The following is a 16,474-nucleotide window of genomic DNA, read 5'->3' as shown; positions in this document are numbered from 1 at the left end:
ATCAGTCGTGCGGGTGACGCGCTTCGCGGCCGTCGGCCGTCGCGCCGCGGTCGAGGAAGTCCCGGACGAGGGCCGCGATCTGGGCCGCGTGCGTCTCCAGGGCGAAGTGCCCCGTGGGGAGCAGATGGATCTCGGCGTCCGGGAGATCGCGGCGGAAGGCGAGCGCGCCCTGCGGGACGAAGATCTCGTCGCCGCCTCCCCAGACGGCCAGGAGCGGGACCTGGCTGGTGCGGAAGTACTCCTGGAACGCCGGGTAGAGCGCGAAGTTGGAACCGTAGTCGGCGATCAGGTCGAGCTGGATCTCCGGCTGGCCGGGGCGGGCCATCAGGGCGGTGTCGTGCTCGTAGGCGTCGGGGCTGACCAGGGTCGGGTCCGGCACGCCGGTCAGGTACTGCCACCGGATCCCGTCCGGGCCGCTGATCGCCCGGACCGGCGCCTCCGTCCCGGGTGTGCGCTCCGCGATCAGCGCCAGCACCGGCGCCCAGGCGTCCGTGCCCAGCCCCTCCTCGTACGCGTTGCCGTTCTGCGTGATGATCGCGGTCACCCGCTCGGGGTGCGCGAGCGCCAGGCGCAGGCCGATCGGTGCGCCGTAGTCCTGGATGTAGAGCGCGTACTCCTTGAGGCCGAGCTGCTCGGTGAACTCCCCGGTGATCTCGGCCAGGTGGTCGAAGGAGTACGGGAAGTCGGCGGCCGCCGGGGCGTCCGAGCGGCCGAAGCCGAGGTGGTCGGGGGCGATCAGGTGGTAGCGGTCGGCGAGCAGCGGCAGCAAATCCCGGAACATGTGCGAGCTGGTCGGGAAGCCGTGCAGCAGGAGCAGGACGGGAGCGTCCGCGGGGCCCGCCTCGCGGTAGGCGATGCGGTGGCCGCCGACGGTGGCGGTGCGGTGGTGGACCGGGTGGCTGCGCATGATCGGATCCCCTAACCCCTGAAAGTCTTCTTGGTGGTGAGAACAGTCCAGCATGTCGCGCCTAACTGGTCAAGATGTTTTTAAAGGTTAGGCTTCCGGAGGTGTCCGCCGTGAAGGGCCGCGCCGAGATGTCCGTCGCCTGCCGGCCGGTGGGCCGGAGGGCTGGGATTCCCGTCTCCCGTGTGAATACTGGCCGCATGGCCACCCGACTGCGGATCGCCCATACGGCGGATCTCGGCCCCGCCGAACTCCGCGCCGCACGCGCCCTGTTGGAGGACGCCTTCGACGGTGACCTCAGGGACGAGGACTGGGACCACGCGCTCGGGGGCCTGCACGTCCTGGTCCGCGACGGCCGGGGCCTCGCGGCGCACGGTTCGGTGATCCAGCGGCGCGTCCTGCATCACGGCCGCTCGCTGCGGGTCGGATACGTGGAGGCGGTCGGCGTACGCGCCGATGTGCGCCGCACGGGGTTCGGCGGACGGGTGATGGCCGAGCTGGAGCGGATCATCGAGGGTGCGTACGGACTCGGCGCGCTCTCCGCGAGCGAGGACGGGGCGGCTCTCTACGCGGCCCGGGGCTGGCGGCTCTGGCCGGGTCATGTGTGCGTGCTCGCTCCGGGCGGGGCCGTCCGCCTCCCCGAGGAGGAGGGCGCCACCTTCGTCCGTCCCGGCACCGTGCGGGGCCCCCTCGACCCGGCGTACGCGCTGGTCTTCGACTGGCGCGAGGGTGACGTGCTCTGAGTGAAACCCCAGGTCGCGGCCGTGTGACGTAATCCGCCGTCTCAGATAGTAGGAAGTCCGAGTAATCGTGGAGACAGATGCGCGGTCCTCACCTAGCTTGGTAGGAGCCGAACGTCTCGCTCGACCAAGCGAATGGCGGTCGTGAGCCGGAGCCCTTGGCAGGCAACCCCTGCGGCACCGCTCCCCGCCCCTTCCGGCGTCTCGTAAATCCCTCATCGCACTTCCGGCCGCCCGTGCGGGCGCCGTCGGAGGCAAGGAGTCGATTCATCATGGCCGAGACGACCGTCCGCCGAGTCCGTCACCTCTCGCGCACGAGCAGCGAGTCCGACCGCAAGAACGCCGCCGCCGCGCTCCAGCGCGCCCTCGACCGCAGGGACAACGGCGGAGCGACGGGCCACTGAGGCCCGCCGTCCTCGTATCCGGGAGCCGCACCCGTGAAAGGTGCGGCGTGGGGCGGTGCCCCGCGCCCCGGCCGTGCCGGACGCCGCACGGTGTCGCGGTGTTCAGCTTCCGCGCCGCACCTCGAAGTGGTCGATGCGCTCGCCGCTCTGGGCCAGCGCCGACACCGTGAGCCGGGGCGAGGGGCCCGCCTGCGCCTCCACCGAGAGGAAGGAGAAGCCGGTGTACCGCACCCTGGACCACTCCACGGTGTCCGCCTTCCGCTGCTTCGACTTCGTCCAGTGGAAGGTCTCGACGGCCTCGCGCCGCGTGACCTTGCCCTCGTAACTGTCCTTGACCCCGATGGGGAAGCGGTACAGGCTCTTGCCCGCGCCGCCCGCCGTGACGTAGACGATCCCGTCCCGGGTCGGATCGGTCGAGGCGCCCACCGGCACCTGCTTGCCCACCTTGCCGCCCTTGATGGCGTCGGTGCGCTCGTACACATGGTTGTGTCCGTTGATCACCAGGTCCACCTGGTGCTTGGCGAACAGCGGCACCCAGGCGTCACGCACCCCGCCGTCCGAGGCGTGCGTCGACGTCGAGTAGGCGCAGTGGTGGAAGAAGACGACGACGAAATCGGCCTGACGGCGCAGCTCCCCGAGCCGCTTGTCGAGCCAGGCCGTCTGCCTGCCCTCCGAGTAGCCCTTGTTGGCCGGGATCTCGTACGACACGTCGTTGGCGTCCAGCGCGACGACGCCGACGTTGCCGTAGACGAACGAGTAGGCGCCCGGTGCGTTGCGGGGGTCGAAGCCGTTGCCGGGCAGTGTCCAGCGCGCCGACTGGCCGCCGTAGCCGTTCGGCGAGTACCAGGCCTCCATGTCGTGGTTGCCGGTCGTCACCATCCACGGAACCGTCTTCGCCACCGTCTCGGTCTGCTTGAGGAACAGGTCCCAGGCGGCCGGGTCGTAGACGTCCGACTCCTGGCCGAGCCCGATCCCGTCCGCGTAGCAGATGTCGCCCGCGTGCAGATGGAAGGCGGGACCGCGGCCGAGGAGCACCTTGTCGTTGGCCAGCGCGTCGGGGGTGACGCCCTGGTCGCCGAAGGCGGTGAACACGAACTTCTCGGGGTGCGCGGGCGCCGTGCGGAAACGCCCGATCGTGGAGTGCTGCGCCTTGCTCGCCGGGTCGAAGCCCTCGTGGCCGACGCCGTAGTAGTACGTCGTCCCGGGGCGCAGCCCGTCGAGCGCCGCGTGCAGGTAGTACTGGTCCAGGGCCGCCCGCTGCCCGGTGAGGCCCGGTGTGCGCAGATGGCGGACCTCGGCCTCGATCCTGTGGCTCAGGGTCCAGGGGGTCGGGCCCACCCGGATGTAGGGCTTCCTGACCGCGAACGGCACCTGCCAGGAGATCCGCATCTGGGTCTTCGGGTCCGCGCCGAAGGCGAGGTGGCGGCCGAACGGCGTGACGGCGGCGCCGGGGATCCGGCTGGTGGCCGGGTTCGGCGAGGAGCCGGACGTCACCCGCGCGGGGGCCTCGGAGCCCTGGGCGCAGCCGGCCGCCAGCCCGCCGCCCGCGAAGGCGCTCGCCGCGACGAGCGCCCGGCGCCGTGTGAGCCGTGTCCGCAGGTACTCGTACTGCTCCGGCATGCTCAGTTCGCGTGCGAGCTCGCGGGGGATGCCGACATCGGGGACGGGCAGCTCGGGGGAAGTCCCCGTGGAGGGAGCGGTCATGTCTGGAAAGTTCCCAGCCCGCGCCAACGGCGTTCATACATACGGGTGAACGTGTGTCGAAGGGTGGACGTGCCGCGACACCGCCCTGTCCGTATGGCGGACATCGCGTGTCATTCCATGGGACAAGGAGTACGGTGCCGTCATGTCTCGCAGCATCGATCTCGCAGTGATCCCCGGTGACGGCATCGGCCAGGAAGTCGTGGCCCAGGGGCTCAAAGTCCTCTCCGCCGTCCTTCCGCAGGACGTGAAGCTGGAGACCAAGGAGTTCGACTTCGGCGCCCGGCGCTACCACGCCACCGGTGAGACCCTCACCGACGCCGACCTCGACGCCCTGAAGGGGCACGACGCCATCCTGCTGGGCGCGATCGGCGATCCCTCGGTCCCGTCCGGTGTCCTGGAGCGCGGTTTCCTGCTCAAGCTCCGCTTCGCCTTCGACCACCACGTGAACCTGCGTCCCTCGAAGCTCCTGCCGGGGGTCGAGACCCCGCTGGCCGGTCAGCCCGAGATCGACTTCGTCGTGGTCCGCGAGGGCACCGAGGGTCCGTACACCGGCAACGGCGGCACCATCCGCAAGGGCACCGAGCACGAGGTCGCCACCGAGGTCTCCGTCAACACCGCCTTCGGCGTCGAGCGGGTCGTCCGTGACGCCTTCGCCCGCGCCCAGGCCCGCCCGCGCAAGAAGCTGACGCTGGTCCACAAGAACAACGTGCTGACCTTCGCGGGCCACCTGTGGACGAACATCTTCAACAAGGTGGCCGAGGAGTTCCCCGAGGTCACCACGGACTACCTCCACGTGGACGCGGCGACGATCTTCCTCGTCACGCAGCCCGAGCGCTTCGACGTGATCGTCACCGACAACCTCTTCGGCGACATCATCACCGACCTGGCCGCGGCCGTCTCCGGCGGCATCGGCGTCGCCGCCTCCGGCAACATCAACCCGAGCCGCGAGTTCCCCTCGATGTTCGAGCCCGTGCACGGCTCGGCACCCGACATCGCGGGCCAGGGCAAGGCCGACCCGAGCGCCACCGTCCTGTCCGTCGCCCTGCTGCTGCGCCACCTCGGCTACGAGGCCGAGGCGGCCCGGATCGAGGAGGCCGTCGCGGCCGACCTCGCCGAGCGGGTCGGCAAGCCCGCCCGCAGCACCGAGGAGATCGGCGACGCGCTCGCCCTGCGAGTAGCCGGCTGACCCGGCGCACCACCTACGTTCCGTAGCAAGCCGCCGGGTCGCATCCGCACCCGGCGGCTTTGCTGTGCCCTCGCCGGGTGCCACCATCAGTCCCTGGGTCATCCCCGGGGCGCTCCCGGGGCATTCCCCGGGCCGTATTCACACCGTTTCGTCCACGGTCCTCCGCGCGCGATAATCGAGGCGGAGCCGCGGAACGAGGGAATGCTCGGACGTCCTAGCACTGGCCACGGACGGTTCGGATGTGAGCGCGGCCCGTCACATACAACCGGTGAAGGACAAAACCACTCATGACGCAGCCCACGATCGAGCTCAAGCCCTCCGCCAGCCCGCTCTCCGCCGCCGAGCGCGAGGCGATCCTGGTCAACCCCGGGTTCGGCCGCCACTTCACCGATCACATGGTGACCATCAAGTGGACCGAGGGCCGTGGCTGGCACGACGGCCAGCTCGTCCCGTACGGACCGCTCTCCCTCGACCCGGCGAACATGACCCTGCACTACGCGCAGGAGATCTTCGAGGGCCTCAAGGCCTACCGCCGGCCCGACGGCTCCGTCGCGACGTTCCGTCCCGACAAGAACGCCAAGCGCTTCCAGGCCTCCGCCCGCCGGCTCGGCATGCCCGAGCTGCCCGTGGAGACCTTCATCGAGGCCTGTGACGCGCTCGTCCGCCAGGACCGCGACTGGGTTCCCGCGCACGGCGGCGAGGAGTCCCTCTACCTGCGTCCCTTCATGATCGCGACCGAGGTCGGCCTCGGCGTGAAGCCCGCCAACGAGTACCTCTTCCTCGTCATCGCCTCGCCCGCCGGCGCCTACTTCGCGGGCGGCGTGAAGCCGGTGTCGATCTGGCTCTCCGAGGACCGCGTCCGCGCCGTTCCCGGTGGCATGGGCGACGCCAAGACGGGCGGCAACTACGCCGCCTCGCTCCTCGCCCAGAAGGAGGCCGCCGCCAAGGGCTGCGACCAGGTCTGCTACCTCGACGCGGTCGAGCACAAGTGGATCGAGGAACTCGGCGGCATGAACCTGTACTTCGTGTACGGCGACAGGATCGTCACCCCGTCCCTCACCGGCTCCATCCTGGAGGGCGTCACCCGCGACTCCCTGCTGACCGTCGCCCGCGACCTCGGCTACACCGCCGAGGAGGGCCGCGTCTCCATCGACCAGTGGCAGACCGACGCCGAGAACGGCACCCTCACCGAGGTCTTCGCCTGCGGCACCGCCGCCGTCATCACCCCCGTCGGCACGGTCAAGCGCGACGGCATCGAGTGGCGCCAGTCCGGCGGCGAGCCCGGCAAGGTCACCCTCCGCCTCCGTGAGGCCCTGCTCGACATCCAGCGCGGCATCACCGAGGACACCCACGACTGGATGCACCCCCTGGGCTGATCCGCCCGCACCTTCAGCCGGTCCCCGTCTCCCCAACAGGGTTGCGGGGACCGGCTGTTCGTTCGACGCGTAGCGTCCCGGCGACACGGGTATCCACTCAGTCCACGGGGGGAGCGTGTCCTCCCGTGCGCCCGCACGGCCGCGGAGGGAGCGCAGGTGAGTGCAAGGTCGCCGCTGTCACGGCCGGGCCGGCTGCTGCGCACCTTGCGCACTCCCCGCCGACCGCAGAGCCTCACGGTCCTCGGCCTGCTCGCCGCCGTCGCCGCCCTCCTGCTGTGGACCAGCAGGCGGATGGTCAACTACGGGGAGAACCTCGCCCTCAACCTCGGCACCGACATCGTCGGCGTCGTCGTCACCGTCTTCGTGATCGGTCCGCTGATCAGCCGTGCCCAGGAGGGCCGGGTCCGCGAGCACACCCGGCTGGACTACGAATGGTTCAGCTCCCAGGTCTACGGCGCGACCTCGAACGTCAAGGTCCTCGACACCTTCTCCAGCGTCTTCGGCCCGCAGTTCTCCGAGCGGCTGTTCCGCGGCATCAAGGCGGCCACCGCGCACGGTGCCCGCGTCCAGATCCTGCTGCTGGACCCGGACTCGCTCGCGGTCATCCTGCGCGGCCGTGAACTGGGGGAGCGGAGCGCCGACATCCGCCGCGACATCATGCGCAACCTGCGCACCCTGGACCGGTTCGCGCTCCGGCTCGACGAGGAATCCCGCCCCCTCCTCGAAGTGCGCCTGTGTTCCACCTCCCCGGGCGTGACCCTCTACCGCTGGGACGACCGCTGTCTCGTCTCCTTCCTCACCGTGGGCCGCCTCTCCGGCGAAGGCGTCCAGCTCGAAGTGGCCGTCCGTTCCCCGCTCGGCACCTTCGTCGAGCAGCGCTTCGACGAGCTGTGGCAGCAGAGCAAGCCCATGGACCGGTTCACCCATCTGCCGGTGACCCTGGTCGACGCGACCGACGGGCGCAGGGCGTTCAGCTGCCGTTTCGTGTACGCGGACGACGCCGTGTACGTCGCGGGGCACGACCTCGTGTCGTACATGGCGCGTCACCGGCTGGACCAACTGTCGGCGCACAGCGACGCCTTGAGCGCCCCCGGCGCGCACGAACTGGTCGTGGTGGACGACGAAAGCGAGCTGCACGCCTTACTCATCCAGCACTTCACGGAGAAGTACGATGCGATCGCGACGGCTTTCGTCGAACTGCGGCCAGCGGCGTCGTTGACAGAATGAGGCTCCGGCACCAATGAGTTCAACGCTCCACCCGGCTCCGTACACGAGCACCCGCCCCCTCGACACGAGCCCCCGCTTTCGCGCCTTCACCCCTCGTGACCTGGACGGCCTGCTCCAGCGCGTGTCCCTGCCGCCCGCCGAACGGCTGGCGCTGCGGGCCGTGGCGGCCGTCCTGCCGTTCCGTACGAACAGCTATGTGGTGGACGAGCTGATCGACTGGGCGGCCGTGCCCGACGACCCGATCTTCCGGCTGACGTTCCCTCAGGCCGGGATGCTGCCCGAGCCCGACCTCAAGCAGATGGCGGACCTGCTCGCCCACGAGGCCCCGAAGGCCGAGGTGCTGCGCGCGGCCCACGAGATCCGGATGAAGCTCAATCCGCACCCCTCCGGCCAGCTCGACGCCAACGTCCCCGTGCACGAGGGCGTCCGCCTGACCGGTCTCCAGCACAAGTACCCGGAAACGGTGCTGATCTTCCCGCGCCAGGGTCAGACCTGCCACGCCTACTGCACGTACTGCTTCCGCTGGCCCCAGTTCGTCGGCGAGTCCGACCTGCGCATCGCCACCGACGACATCGCCGCCACGTCCGCCTATCTGCGCGCCCACCCGGAGGTCACCAGCGCCCTGATCACGGGCGGCGACCCGATGGTGATGAGCACCGAGGTGCTGCGCCGGTACGTCGAACCGCTCCTGGAGATCGACACGGTCCGCTCGATCCGCATCGGGACCAAGTCGCTCGCCTTCTGGCCGTACCGTTTCCTCACCGACCGCGACGCCGACGAGCTGCTGCGGCTGCTGGAGAAGGTGGTGGCGAGCGGCCGGAATCTCGCCCTGATGGCCCACTTCACGCACCCGCAGGAGCTGCGGCCCCCGGCCGTGCGCGAGGCGATGCGCCGGGTGCGCGACACGGGGGCCGTGATCCGCTGCCAGGGGCCGCTGGTCAGGGGGATCAACGACAGCGCCGGGGCGTGGGCCGAGCTGTGGAACGAGACGACCGCGCTGGGGGCGGTGCCCTACTACCAGTTCGTTGAGCGGGACACCGGCCCGCAGGGCTACTTCGGGGTGCCGCTGGCCCGCTGCCACGAGATCTTCCGCGACGCCTACGCCCAGGTCTCCGGCCTCGCGCGGACCGTGCGCGGTCCTGTCATGTCGGCGATGCCGGGCAAGGTCTGCGTGGACGGGACGGCCGAGGTGGGCGGCGAGAAGGTCTTCGTGCTCCACCTCATCCAGGCCCGCGATCCGGACCTGGTGGGGCGCCCGTTCTTCGCCGCGTACGACGAGCGCGCCACCTGGTTCAGCGATCTAAAGCCTGCTTTCGGCGCGAGCCGGTTCCTGCCGGGGCTCGACCCGGTGTGACGTCTCCTTCGCCGTGAGCGCCAGGTAGACGATGCCGCCGACCAGGCCGGACAGGACGAAGCTGCAGTCCACCCCGCCGGTCAGGGACAGCAGCGGCCCCTCGTACGACGGCAGGGACACGGCCAGCAGACCGACGAAGGCGCCCAGCGCCCAGGCCGCCGTGGCCCGGATGTTCCAGCCGGCCTTGTACCAGTAGACGCCGCCGCGGGAGCGGCGGTTGAAGACCTGGAGGGCGTCGGGGTCGTAGACGCCGCGGCAGCGGACGAAGCCGATCAGGGTGATGACCGCCCACGGGGTGCCGATCGCGGTCAGCAGCAGAACGAAGGAGGTCATCGCGGACTGGGCGTTCCAGGCGTAGTGGCCGACGAACACGCAGAGCATGGCGACGACGGCGACCGCGCAGGTGGCCCGGGCGCGCGAGGCGCGGGGCAGGATCGCGTCGAGGTCGAGGCCCATCGAGTAGAGCATCAGACCGGCGTTGCCCACCGAGCCCGCGGAGGCGGCCAGCAGCAGCGGGACCAGGTACCAGCCGGGGGAGGCGGACACCAGCGGGCCCGCGTAGTCGAGGGCCGCGCGGGCCCCGTACGCCGTGAAGGTGCCGAAGAGCTGGGGGACGAGGAGACCGGCGATCAGGCCCAGCCAGGTGCCGTGCAGGACCGTACGGGAGGAGTGGCGCCCGGGGGAGATGTAGCGGGTGTAGTCGCCCAGCAGCGTGATGAACGCGATCGGGCCCGACAGGCCGGCCGCGACCGCCGCGAGCAGCCAGGTGGGCCAGAACGAGCCGAGCAGATAGCCGCCGGCCTCCGGGAGCGCCGCGGTGCTGAAGTGCGGGGCGTACGCGATCACGCCGACCACCAGCAGGGCCGACATGCCGATCGCGAGGGCACGGGACATGGCGAGCAGCACGCGGTAGCCGTAGACGGCGCCCGCGACGGTGGCGGCGGCCAGCAGCGTGTACACGACGGCGTACGCCAGGCCGTTCGCCTCCAGGCCGAAGAGCCGGCCGAGGACGCCGACCATCACGTCGCCGCCGATCCACACGGTCAGCGCGGTGTAGCCGAGTGCGAGAAGCAGGCCGACGACCGAGCCGACCAGTCGTCCGCGCACGCCGAACTGCGCGCCGGAGGAGGTGGAGAGGTTGGTGCCGGTCCGCAGCGAGACCAGGGCCAGCGGCGCGGTGAGCGCCGTCCCGACGACCGTGCCTGCGACGATCGAGCTCACGGAGGACCACCAGTCGAGCCCGAACGAGGGCGGCAGCCAGCCGAAGATGATCACCCCGAGGCAGAGGTTGGAACCGAGCAGGATCGATACGAGGTCGCGCGGCCCGCTGGTGCGTTCCTCCTCGGGGATGGTGTCGACTCCGCGCTGTTCGATCGGCATGGCTGGTCTCCTTTGACGGCCGCCTGGCGTGGTGCGGGCAGCATCACGAGTTAGAGCGACGCTCAATGTGATGCCTCTGATGCTTATCCGTCAATGTTTCCCTTCCATGAATCCGACGTTTAGAGTGACGCTCTAAACGGAGGAAGGCGAGGAGGTGTCGCGGCGTGAGACTGACCCCCACGGAACGTGACCGACTGCTGCTGTTCTCGGCGGCCGAGCTGGCCCGTGCCCGCCGGGCGCGAGGGCTGCGGCTCAATGTGCCGGAGGCCACCGCCCTGATCGCGGACACCGTCTGCGAGACCGCCCGCGACGGCGGACGGCTGGCCGAGGCGGTCGAGGCGGCCCGGTCCGTCCTCGGCCCCGACGACGTCCTGCCCGGCGTCGCGGACATCGTGACCGAGGTGCACGTCGAGGCCGTCTTCGAGGACGGCTCGCGCCTCGCGGTCGTCACCGACCCCATCGGCGGCGGACTCGGCGAGCGGGCACCCGGCGCGCTGCTGCCGGGTCCGGAGCACGCCGAGCCCGAGGCCGCCGTCCGCCTGTCCGTGACGAACACGGCCCCCGTCCCCGTCTCCGTCACCTCCCACTTCCACTTCTTCGAGGCCAACCCGCGGCTCGACTTCGACCGGCCGGCCGCCTACGGCATGCGGCTGGCCGTGCCCGCCGGCTCGTCCGTCCGCTTCGGCCCGGGGGAGAGCGCCGAGGTGGGGCTGCTGCCCATCGGCGGAGCGCGCGTCGCGATCGGCTTCGCCGGGCTGGTCGACGGGCCGCTGGACGCGCCCGGCGCCAGGGAGGAGGCCCTGCGCCGGGCCGCCGCCTGCGGATACCTCGGCGTACCCGACACCCGTGACCAGGAGGCCGAGCGATGAGCCGCCCGGGAGGACACCCCGCCGAGGCCCGCCGCCTCACCCCCCACGAGTACGCCGCCACCCACGGCCCCCGCGCCGGTGACCGGGTCCGGCTCGGCGACTCGGGGCTGACCATCCGCGTCGAGTCCGACGCCCAGCTTCCCGGGGACGAGTTCCTCGCCGGATTCGGCAAGACCGCCCGCGACGGGCTGCACCTCAAGGCCGCCGCCGTCCGGGACACCTGCGACGTCGTCATCAGCAACGTCGTGGTGATCGACGCCGTCCAGGGCATCCGCAAGGTGTCCATCGGCATCCGCGAGGGCCGGATCCACGCGATCGGACGGGCCGGCAACCCCGACACCCTCGACGGCGTCGACGTCGTCGTCGGCACCGGCACGTCCATCGTCTCCGGCGAGGGCCTCATCGCCACCGCCGGAGCCGTCGACACGCACGTCCATCTGCTGTCGCCGCGCATCATGGAGGCCTCGCTCGCCTCCGGGGTGACGACGATCATCGGCCAGGAGTTCGGGCCGGTGTGGGGCGTCGGCGTCAACTCGCCCTGGGCGCTGCGCCACGCCTTCGGCGCCTTCGACGCCTGGCCGGTCAACATCGGCTTCCTGGGCCGGGGTTCGTCCTCCGACGGCGCGCCGCTGATCGAGGCGCTCGCCGAGGGCGGCGCGAGCGGCTTCAAGGTCCACGAGGACATGGGCGCCCACACCCGGGCGCTCGACACCGCGCTGCGCGTCGCCGAGGAGCACGATGTCCAAGTCGCCCTGCACAGCGACGGGCTGAACGAGTGCCTGTCCGTCGAGGACACCCTCAGGGTGCTCGACGGGCGCACCATCCACGCCTTCCACATCGAGGGCTGCGGCGGCGGACACGTGCCCAACGTCCTGAAGATGGCGGGCGTCCCGAACGTCATCGGCTCGTCCACCAACCCGACCCTGCCCTTCGGCCGGGACGCGGTCGCCGAGCACTACGGCATGATCGTCTCCGTCCACGACCTGAAGACCGACCTGCCCGGCGACGCCGCCATGGCCCGCGACCGCATCCGCGCCGGGACCATGGGCGCCGAGGACGTGCTGCACGACCTGGGCGCCATCGGCATCACCTCCTCCGACGCGCAGGGCATGGGCCGCGCCGGCGAGACCGTGCGCCGCACCTTCGCCATGGCCGGGAAGATGAAGGCCCAGTTCGGCGCCCCCGAGGACCACGACAACGAACGCGTCCTGCGCTACATGGCCAAACTGACCATCAACCCGGCCATCGCGCACGGCCTCGCCCACGAGGTCGGCTCCATCGAGACCGGCAAGCTCGCCGACATCGTGCTGTGGCGCCCCGAGTACTTCGGCGCGAAACCGCAGCTCGTCCTGAAGTCCGGCTTCCCGGCCTACGGAGTCGTCGGCGACCCGAACGCCGCCACCGACACCTGCGAACCCCTCGTCCTCGGACCGCAGTTCGGGGCGCACGGCGCGACACCCGCCGAGATCTCGGTGGCGTTCGTCGCCCAGGCCGCGCTCGACCAGGGCAACGACACCATGCCGACCCGCCGCCGCCGTGTGGCGGTCCGCGGCACCCGCGGCATCGGCCCAGCCGACCTGCGCCTCAACTCCCGTACCGGAGCGGTCGACGTGGACGGGCGCACCGGCCTCGTCACCCTCGACGGCGAACCGCTGCGCTCGGATCCCGCCGACTCGGTCTCCCTCAACCGCCTGTACTTCTTCTGATGGACACAGCCTGTAAGGAACACCCCATGTCTGCTGCCGCCGACGGCTTCCGCATGCCCGCCGAGTGGACCCCGCACGAGCGCACCTGGATGGCGTGGCCGGGCCCCAATCCCACCTTCGACAACCCCGAGGACCTCGCAGCCTCCCGTGCCGCCTGGGCGGAGGTGGCCCGCGCGGTCCGCCGCTTCGAACCCGTCACCGTGGTGTGCGGCCCCGGCCAGTCCGCCCCCGCCGCCGAACTCCTCGGCCCCGGCGTCGACACCGTCGAGCGGGAACTCGACGACGCCTGGATGCGCGACATCGGCCCCACCTTCCTCACCAACGGCCAGGGCGAACTGGCCGCCGTGGACTGGACGTTCAACGGCTGGGGCGCCCAGGGCTGGGCCCGCTGGGAGCACGACTCCAAGATCGGCGCGCAGGTCGCCGAACTGGCCGGAGCGAAGGCGTACGCCTCCCGGCTGGTCAACGAGGGCGGCGCGATCCACGTCGACGGCGAGGGCACCGTGCTGCTCACCGAGACCGTGCAGCTCGGTCCCGAGCGCAACCCCGGCTGGAGCCGCGAGCAGGTCGAGGAGGAGATCCACGCCCAGCTCGGCACCGAGAAGGCGATCTGGCTGCCGCGCGGCCTGACCGGCGACTACCCCCCGTACGGCTTCGGCACCCTCGGCCACGTCGACATCGTCGCCGCCTTCGCCCGGCCCGGCGTGATCGTCGCCCACTCCCAGCAGGACCCCGCGCACCCCGACCACGAGGTCGGCAAGGAGGTCATCGGGCTGCTCAAGGCCCAGACCGACGCGCGCGGCCGCGCCATCGAGGTCGTCGAGGTCCCGGCCCCGACGGTCCTGGAGGCCGACGGCCACTGGGCCGACTACTCGTACATCAACCACTACCTCTGCAACGGAGGCGTCGTGCTCTGCGGCTTCGACGACCCGCGCGACGAGATCGCGGCGGACATCTTCCGCCGGCTCTTCCCCGAGCGGACCGTGACCCTGGTGGACGCACGTACGATCTTCGCGGGCGGCGGTGGCATCCACTGCATCACCCAGCAGCAGCCGAAGGTCTGACAAACGGGAGTCACGGATGGCCGGTGCGCGGAAGAACGCGCCACCGCGCGAGGAGGTCCTCGCCGTCGCCATGGAGATGATCGCCGAGCGCGGTCTGGAGAAACTCACCATGGCGGCGCTCGGCCGTGAGGTCGGCATGAGCAGCGGCCACCTCCTCTACTACTTCCGCTCCAAGGACGAGCTGCTGCTGCGCACCCTGGAGTGGAGCGAGGGCCGCCTCGGCGCCGAGCGCGGCCGGCTGCTCGCCGCGCGCGGTACCGCCCGCGAGCGCCTGGACGCCTACGTCGACCTGTACGTCCCCGACGGCCACCGGGACCCGCACTGGACCCTGTGGCTGGAGGTCTGGAACCACTCCCAGAACGCGGACGACGACGCCCGCGAACGGCAGGCCGCCATCGAGGGCGCCTGGCACCGGGACCTCGTCGCGCTGCTCGCCGAGGGCGTTTCGCGCGGCGAGTTCCGCCCCGTCGACGCGGACCGCTTCGGCGCCCGGCTGCGGGCCCTGATGGACGGCTTCTCCATCCATGTGGCGATCGGTCTGCGCGGCACCAGCCGCGATCAGGTCCTGTCCCACGTGAAGGAGTTCCTCGACGCGTCGCTGGGCTGACCGGTCGTACATCCGTACCGGCCACGTAGCCCAGTGCTCGCATCCTGAGACACCGTGTGATCACGGAGGTGGTTTGTGCCACACTGCCCCCGTGCTCTCGTTCGCCACGATTATTGGCAGCAGGCGCGCCGGTCCGCAGTGACCGCCACGTACGACCAGGTGCGGGCGGACACCGTCGTTCTCGACCCGCGCGCAGACCTCTCGCACCCGCGAGGGGTTTTTCGCATTTCTGGCCCACCTTCAGCCGGGAGCGCAGCGCGCGGGATCATTGGAGGACGGTGGAGCCGGTCATTCCGGTAGACCGAGTTTCAATACAGGAGCCTTGAGACCATGACGGAAACCAGCGAAGTCGACGATTCCTTCCACGTCTTCGACACGACGCTGCGCGACGGCGCGCAGCGCGAGGGCATCAACCTCACCGTGGCGGACAAGCTGGCCATCGCGCGGCACCTGGACGACTTCGGGGTGGGCTTCATCGAGGGCGGCTGGCCCGGCGCCAACCCCCGCGACACCGAGTTCTTCGCCCGCGCCCAGCAGGAGATCGACTTCAAGCACGCGCAGCTCGTGGCCTTCGGAGCGACCCGCAGGGCCCGCGGCAAGGCCTCGGAGGACCACCAGGTCAAGGCACTCCTGGACTCCGGCGCCCCGGTGATCACGCTGGTCGCCAAGTCCCACGACCGGCATGTGGAGCTGGCGCTGCGCACCACACTGGAGGAGAACCTGGAGATGGTCCGCGACACCGTCTCCCACCTCGTGGCGCAGGGACGGCGGGTGTTCGTGGACTGCGAGCACTTCTTCGACGGCTACCGGGCCAATCCGGAGTACGCGAAGTCCGTCGTCCGGGCCGCGCACGAGGCCGGCGCCGACGTGGTGGTGCTGTGCGACACCAACGGCGGGATGCTCCCCGCCCAGGTCCAGGCGATCGTGCAGACGGTCCTGGCGGACACCGGCGCCCGGCTGGGCATCCACGCCCAGGACGACACCGGCTGCGCGGTCGCCAACACACTGGCCGCCGTCGACGCGGGCGCCACCCACGTCCAGTGCACCGCCAACGGCTACGGCGAGCGCGTCGGCAACTCCAACCTCTTCCCCGTCGTCGCCGCCCTGGAGCTCAAGTACGGCAAGAAGGTACTCCCCGACGGCGCGCTGCGGGAGATGACGCGGATCTCGCACGCCATCGCCGAGGTCGTCAACCTGACCCCCTCCACCCACCAGCCCTACGTGGGGGTGTCGGCGTTCGCGCACAAGGCGGGCCTGCACGCCTCCGCGATCAAGGTCGATCCGGACCTCTACCAGCACATCGACCCCGAGCAGGTCGGCAACACCATGCGGATGCTGGTCTCCGACATGGCCGGCCGCGCCTCCATCGAGCTCAAGGGCAAGGAGCTCGGCGTCGACCTCGGCGACGACCGCGAACTCGTGGCCCGTGTCGTGGAGCGCGTCAAGGAACGCGAACTCAAGGGCTACACCTACGAGGCCGCCGACGCCTCCTTCGAACTCCTGCTGCGCGCCGAGGCCGAAGGCCGGGTACGCACCTACTTCGAGGTCGAGTCCTGGCGGGCCATCGTCGAGGACCGCCCCGACGGCAGCCACGCCAACGAGGCCACGGTCAAGCTCTTCGCCAAGGGTGAGCGCATCGTCGCCACCGCCGAGGGCAACGGCCCGGTCAACGCCCTCGACCGCGCCCTGCGCGTCGCCCTGGAGACGATCTACCCCCAGCTCGCCAAGCTGGAACTGGTCGACTACAAGGTCCGCATCCTGGAGGGCAAGCACGGCACGCAGTCCACGACCCGCGTCCTGATCTCCACGTCCGACGGCACGGGGGAGTGGTCCACGGTCGGCGTGGCGGAGAACGTCATCGCCGCGTCCTGGCAGGCACTGGAGGACGCGTACACCTACGGCCTGCTGCGGGCCGGGGTGGAACCCGCGTCATGACCCGCCCGAACGCCGGAG

At 70.9% G+C, this 16,474-nt stretch carries 14 protein-coding genes; 11 read left to right on the top strand and 3 right to left on the bottom strand.

The window, feature by feature from the left end:
* Window position 1: 1 nt before the first annotated feature.
* Window positions 2–907 carry an alpha/beta fold hydrolase gene (locus tag OG780_RS13100; protein WP_328447796.1) on the bottom strand — a complete coding sequence of 302 codons (906 nt, stop codon included), beginning with the start codon at window positions 905–907 and terminating at the stop codon, window positions 2–4.
* A 197-nt stretch (window positions 908–1,104) separates the two neighbouring features.
* Between OG780_RS13100 and OG780_RS13095 the strand changes: the two genes are divergently transcribed.
* The gene (locus OG780_RS13095) at window positions 1,105–1,647 is read left to right on the top strand and encodes a GNAT family N-acetyltransferase (RefSeq protein ID WP_328447794.1); all 543 of its coding nucleotides are present in this window, start codon (window positions 1,105–1,107) and stop codon (window positions 1,645–1,647) included.
* A 269-nt stretch (window positions 1,648–1,916) separates the two neighbouring features.
* On the top strand, window positions 1,917–2,048 hold the full coding sequence (locus tag OG780_RS13090; RefSeq protein WP_103550476.1) for a hypothetical protein: 132 nt from the start codon (window positions 1,917–1,919) through the stop codon (window positions 2,046–2,048).
* A gap of 102 nt (window positions 2,049–2,150) precedes the next feature.
* Here the strand turns inward: OG780_RS13090 and OG780_RS13085 are convergent, their stop codons facing one another.
* Entirely contained in the window at window positions 2,151–3,719 is a 1,569-nt protein-coding gene (locus OG780_RS13085; protein ID WP_328458088.1) for a purple acid phosphatase family protein, read from the bottom strand.
* Window positions 3,720–3,894: 175 nt separating this feature from the next.
* On the opposite strand from OG780_RS13085, the gene OG780_RS13080 reads away from it, so the two are divergent.
* From OG780_RS13080 to OG780_RS13065, 4 genes are all read left to right on the top strand, one after another.
* Window positions 3,895–4,938 (top strand): 3-isopropylmalate dehydrogenase, encoded by a 1,044-nt coding sequence (locus OG780_RS13080; protein ID WP_328447789.1) that lies wholly within the window; start codon window positions 3,895–3,897, stop codon window positions 4,936–4,938.
* 287 nt (window positions 4,939–5,225) lie between these two features.
* Window positions 5,226–6,314, top strand: a complete 1,089-nt coding sequence (locus tag OG780_RS13075) for a branched-chain amino acid aminotransferase (protein ID WP_328447787.1) — start codon at window positions 5,226–5,228, stop codon at window positions 6,312–6,314.
* A 156-nt stretch (window positions 6,315–6,470) separates the two neighbouring features.
* Window positions 6,471–7,541: a hypothetical protein gene (locus OG780_RS13070; RefSeq protein ID WP_328447785.1), complete on the top strand. Its 1,071-nt coding sequence runs from the start codon at window positions 6,471–6,473 to the stop codon at window positions 7,539–7,541.
* A gap of 13 nt (window positions 7,542–7,554) precedes the next feature.
* Window positions 7,555–8,895, top strand: a complete 1,341-nt coding sequence (locus tag OG780_RS13065) for a KamA family radical SAM protein (protein WP_328447783.1) — start codon at window positions 7,555–7,557, stop codon at window positions 8,893–8,895.
* On the opposite strand, the gene OG780_RS13060 is transcribed toward OG780_RS13065, so the two are convergent.
* Window positions 8,842–10,275: a cytosine permease gene (locus OG780_RS13060; protein WP_328447781.1), complete on the bottom strand. Its 1,434-nt coding sequence runs from the start codon at window positions 10,273–10,275 to the stop codon at window positions 8,842–8,844. The two genes, OG780_RS13065 and OG780_RS13060, sit on opposite strands and share 54 nt — an antisense overlap.
* Window positions 10,276–10,439: 164 nt before the next feature.
* Between OG780_RS13060 and ureA the strand changes: the two genes are divergently transcribed.
* From ureA to cimA, 5 genes are all read left to right on the top strand, one after another.
* Window positions 10,440–11,144: an urease subunit gamma gene (ureA, locus tag OG780_RS13055; RefSeq protein WP_328447779.1), complete on the top strand. Its 705-nt coding sequence runs from the start codon at window positions 10,440–10,442 to the stop codon at window positions 11,142–11,144.
* Window positions 11,141–12,850 (top strand): urease subunit alpha, encoded by a 1,710-nt coding sequence (locus OG780_RS13050; RefSeq protein WP_328447777.1) that lies wholly within the window; start codon window positions 11,141–11,143, stop codon window positions 12,848–12,850. Before ureA ends, OG780_RS13050 begins: the two co-directional genes overlap by 4 nt.
* Before the next feature lie 26 nt (window positions 12,851–12,876).
* Window positions 12,877–13,914 carry an agmatine deiminase family protein gene (locus OG780_RS13045; RefSeq protein ID WP_328447775.1) on the top strand — a complete coding sequence of 346 codons (1,038 nt, stop codon included), beginning with the start codon at window positions 12,877–12,879 and terminating at the stop codon, window positions 13,912–13,914.
* A gap of 16 nt (window positions 13,915–13,930) precedes the next feature.
* Entirely contained in the window at window positions 13,931–14,521 is a 591-nt protein-coding gene (locus OG780_RS13040) for a TetR/AcrR family transcriptional regulator (protein WP_328447773.1), read from the top strand.
* A 330-nt stretch (window positions 14,522–14,851) separates the two neighbouring features.
* A complete protein-coding gene (gene cimA / locus OG780_RS13035; RefSeq protein ID WP_328447771.1) occupies window positions 14,852–16,456 on the top strand; it encodes a citramalate synthase in 1,605 nt (534 codons plus the stop codon).
* The last annotated feature ends 18 nt before the right edge of the window (window positions 16,457–16,474 follow it).

This window comes from Streptomyces sp. NBC_00386, assembly GCF_036063235.1.
Lineage (GTDB): Bacteria > Actinomycetota > Actinomycetes > Streptomycetales > Streptomycetaceae > Streptomyces.
This window is presented reverse-complemented; position numbering and strand designations above follow the sequence as displayed.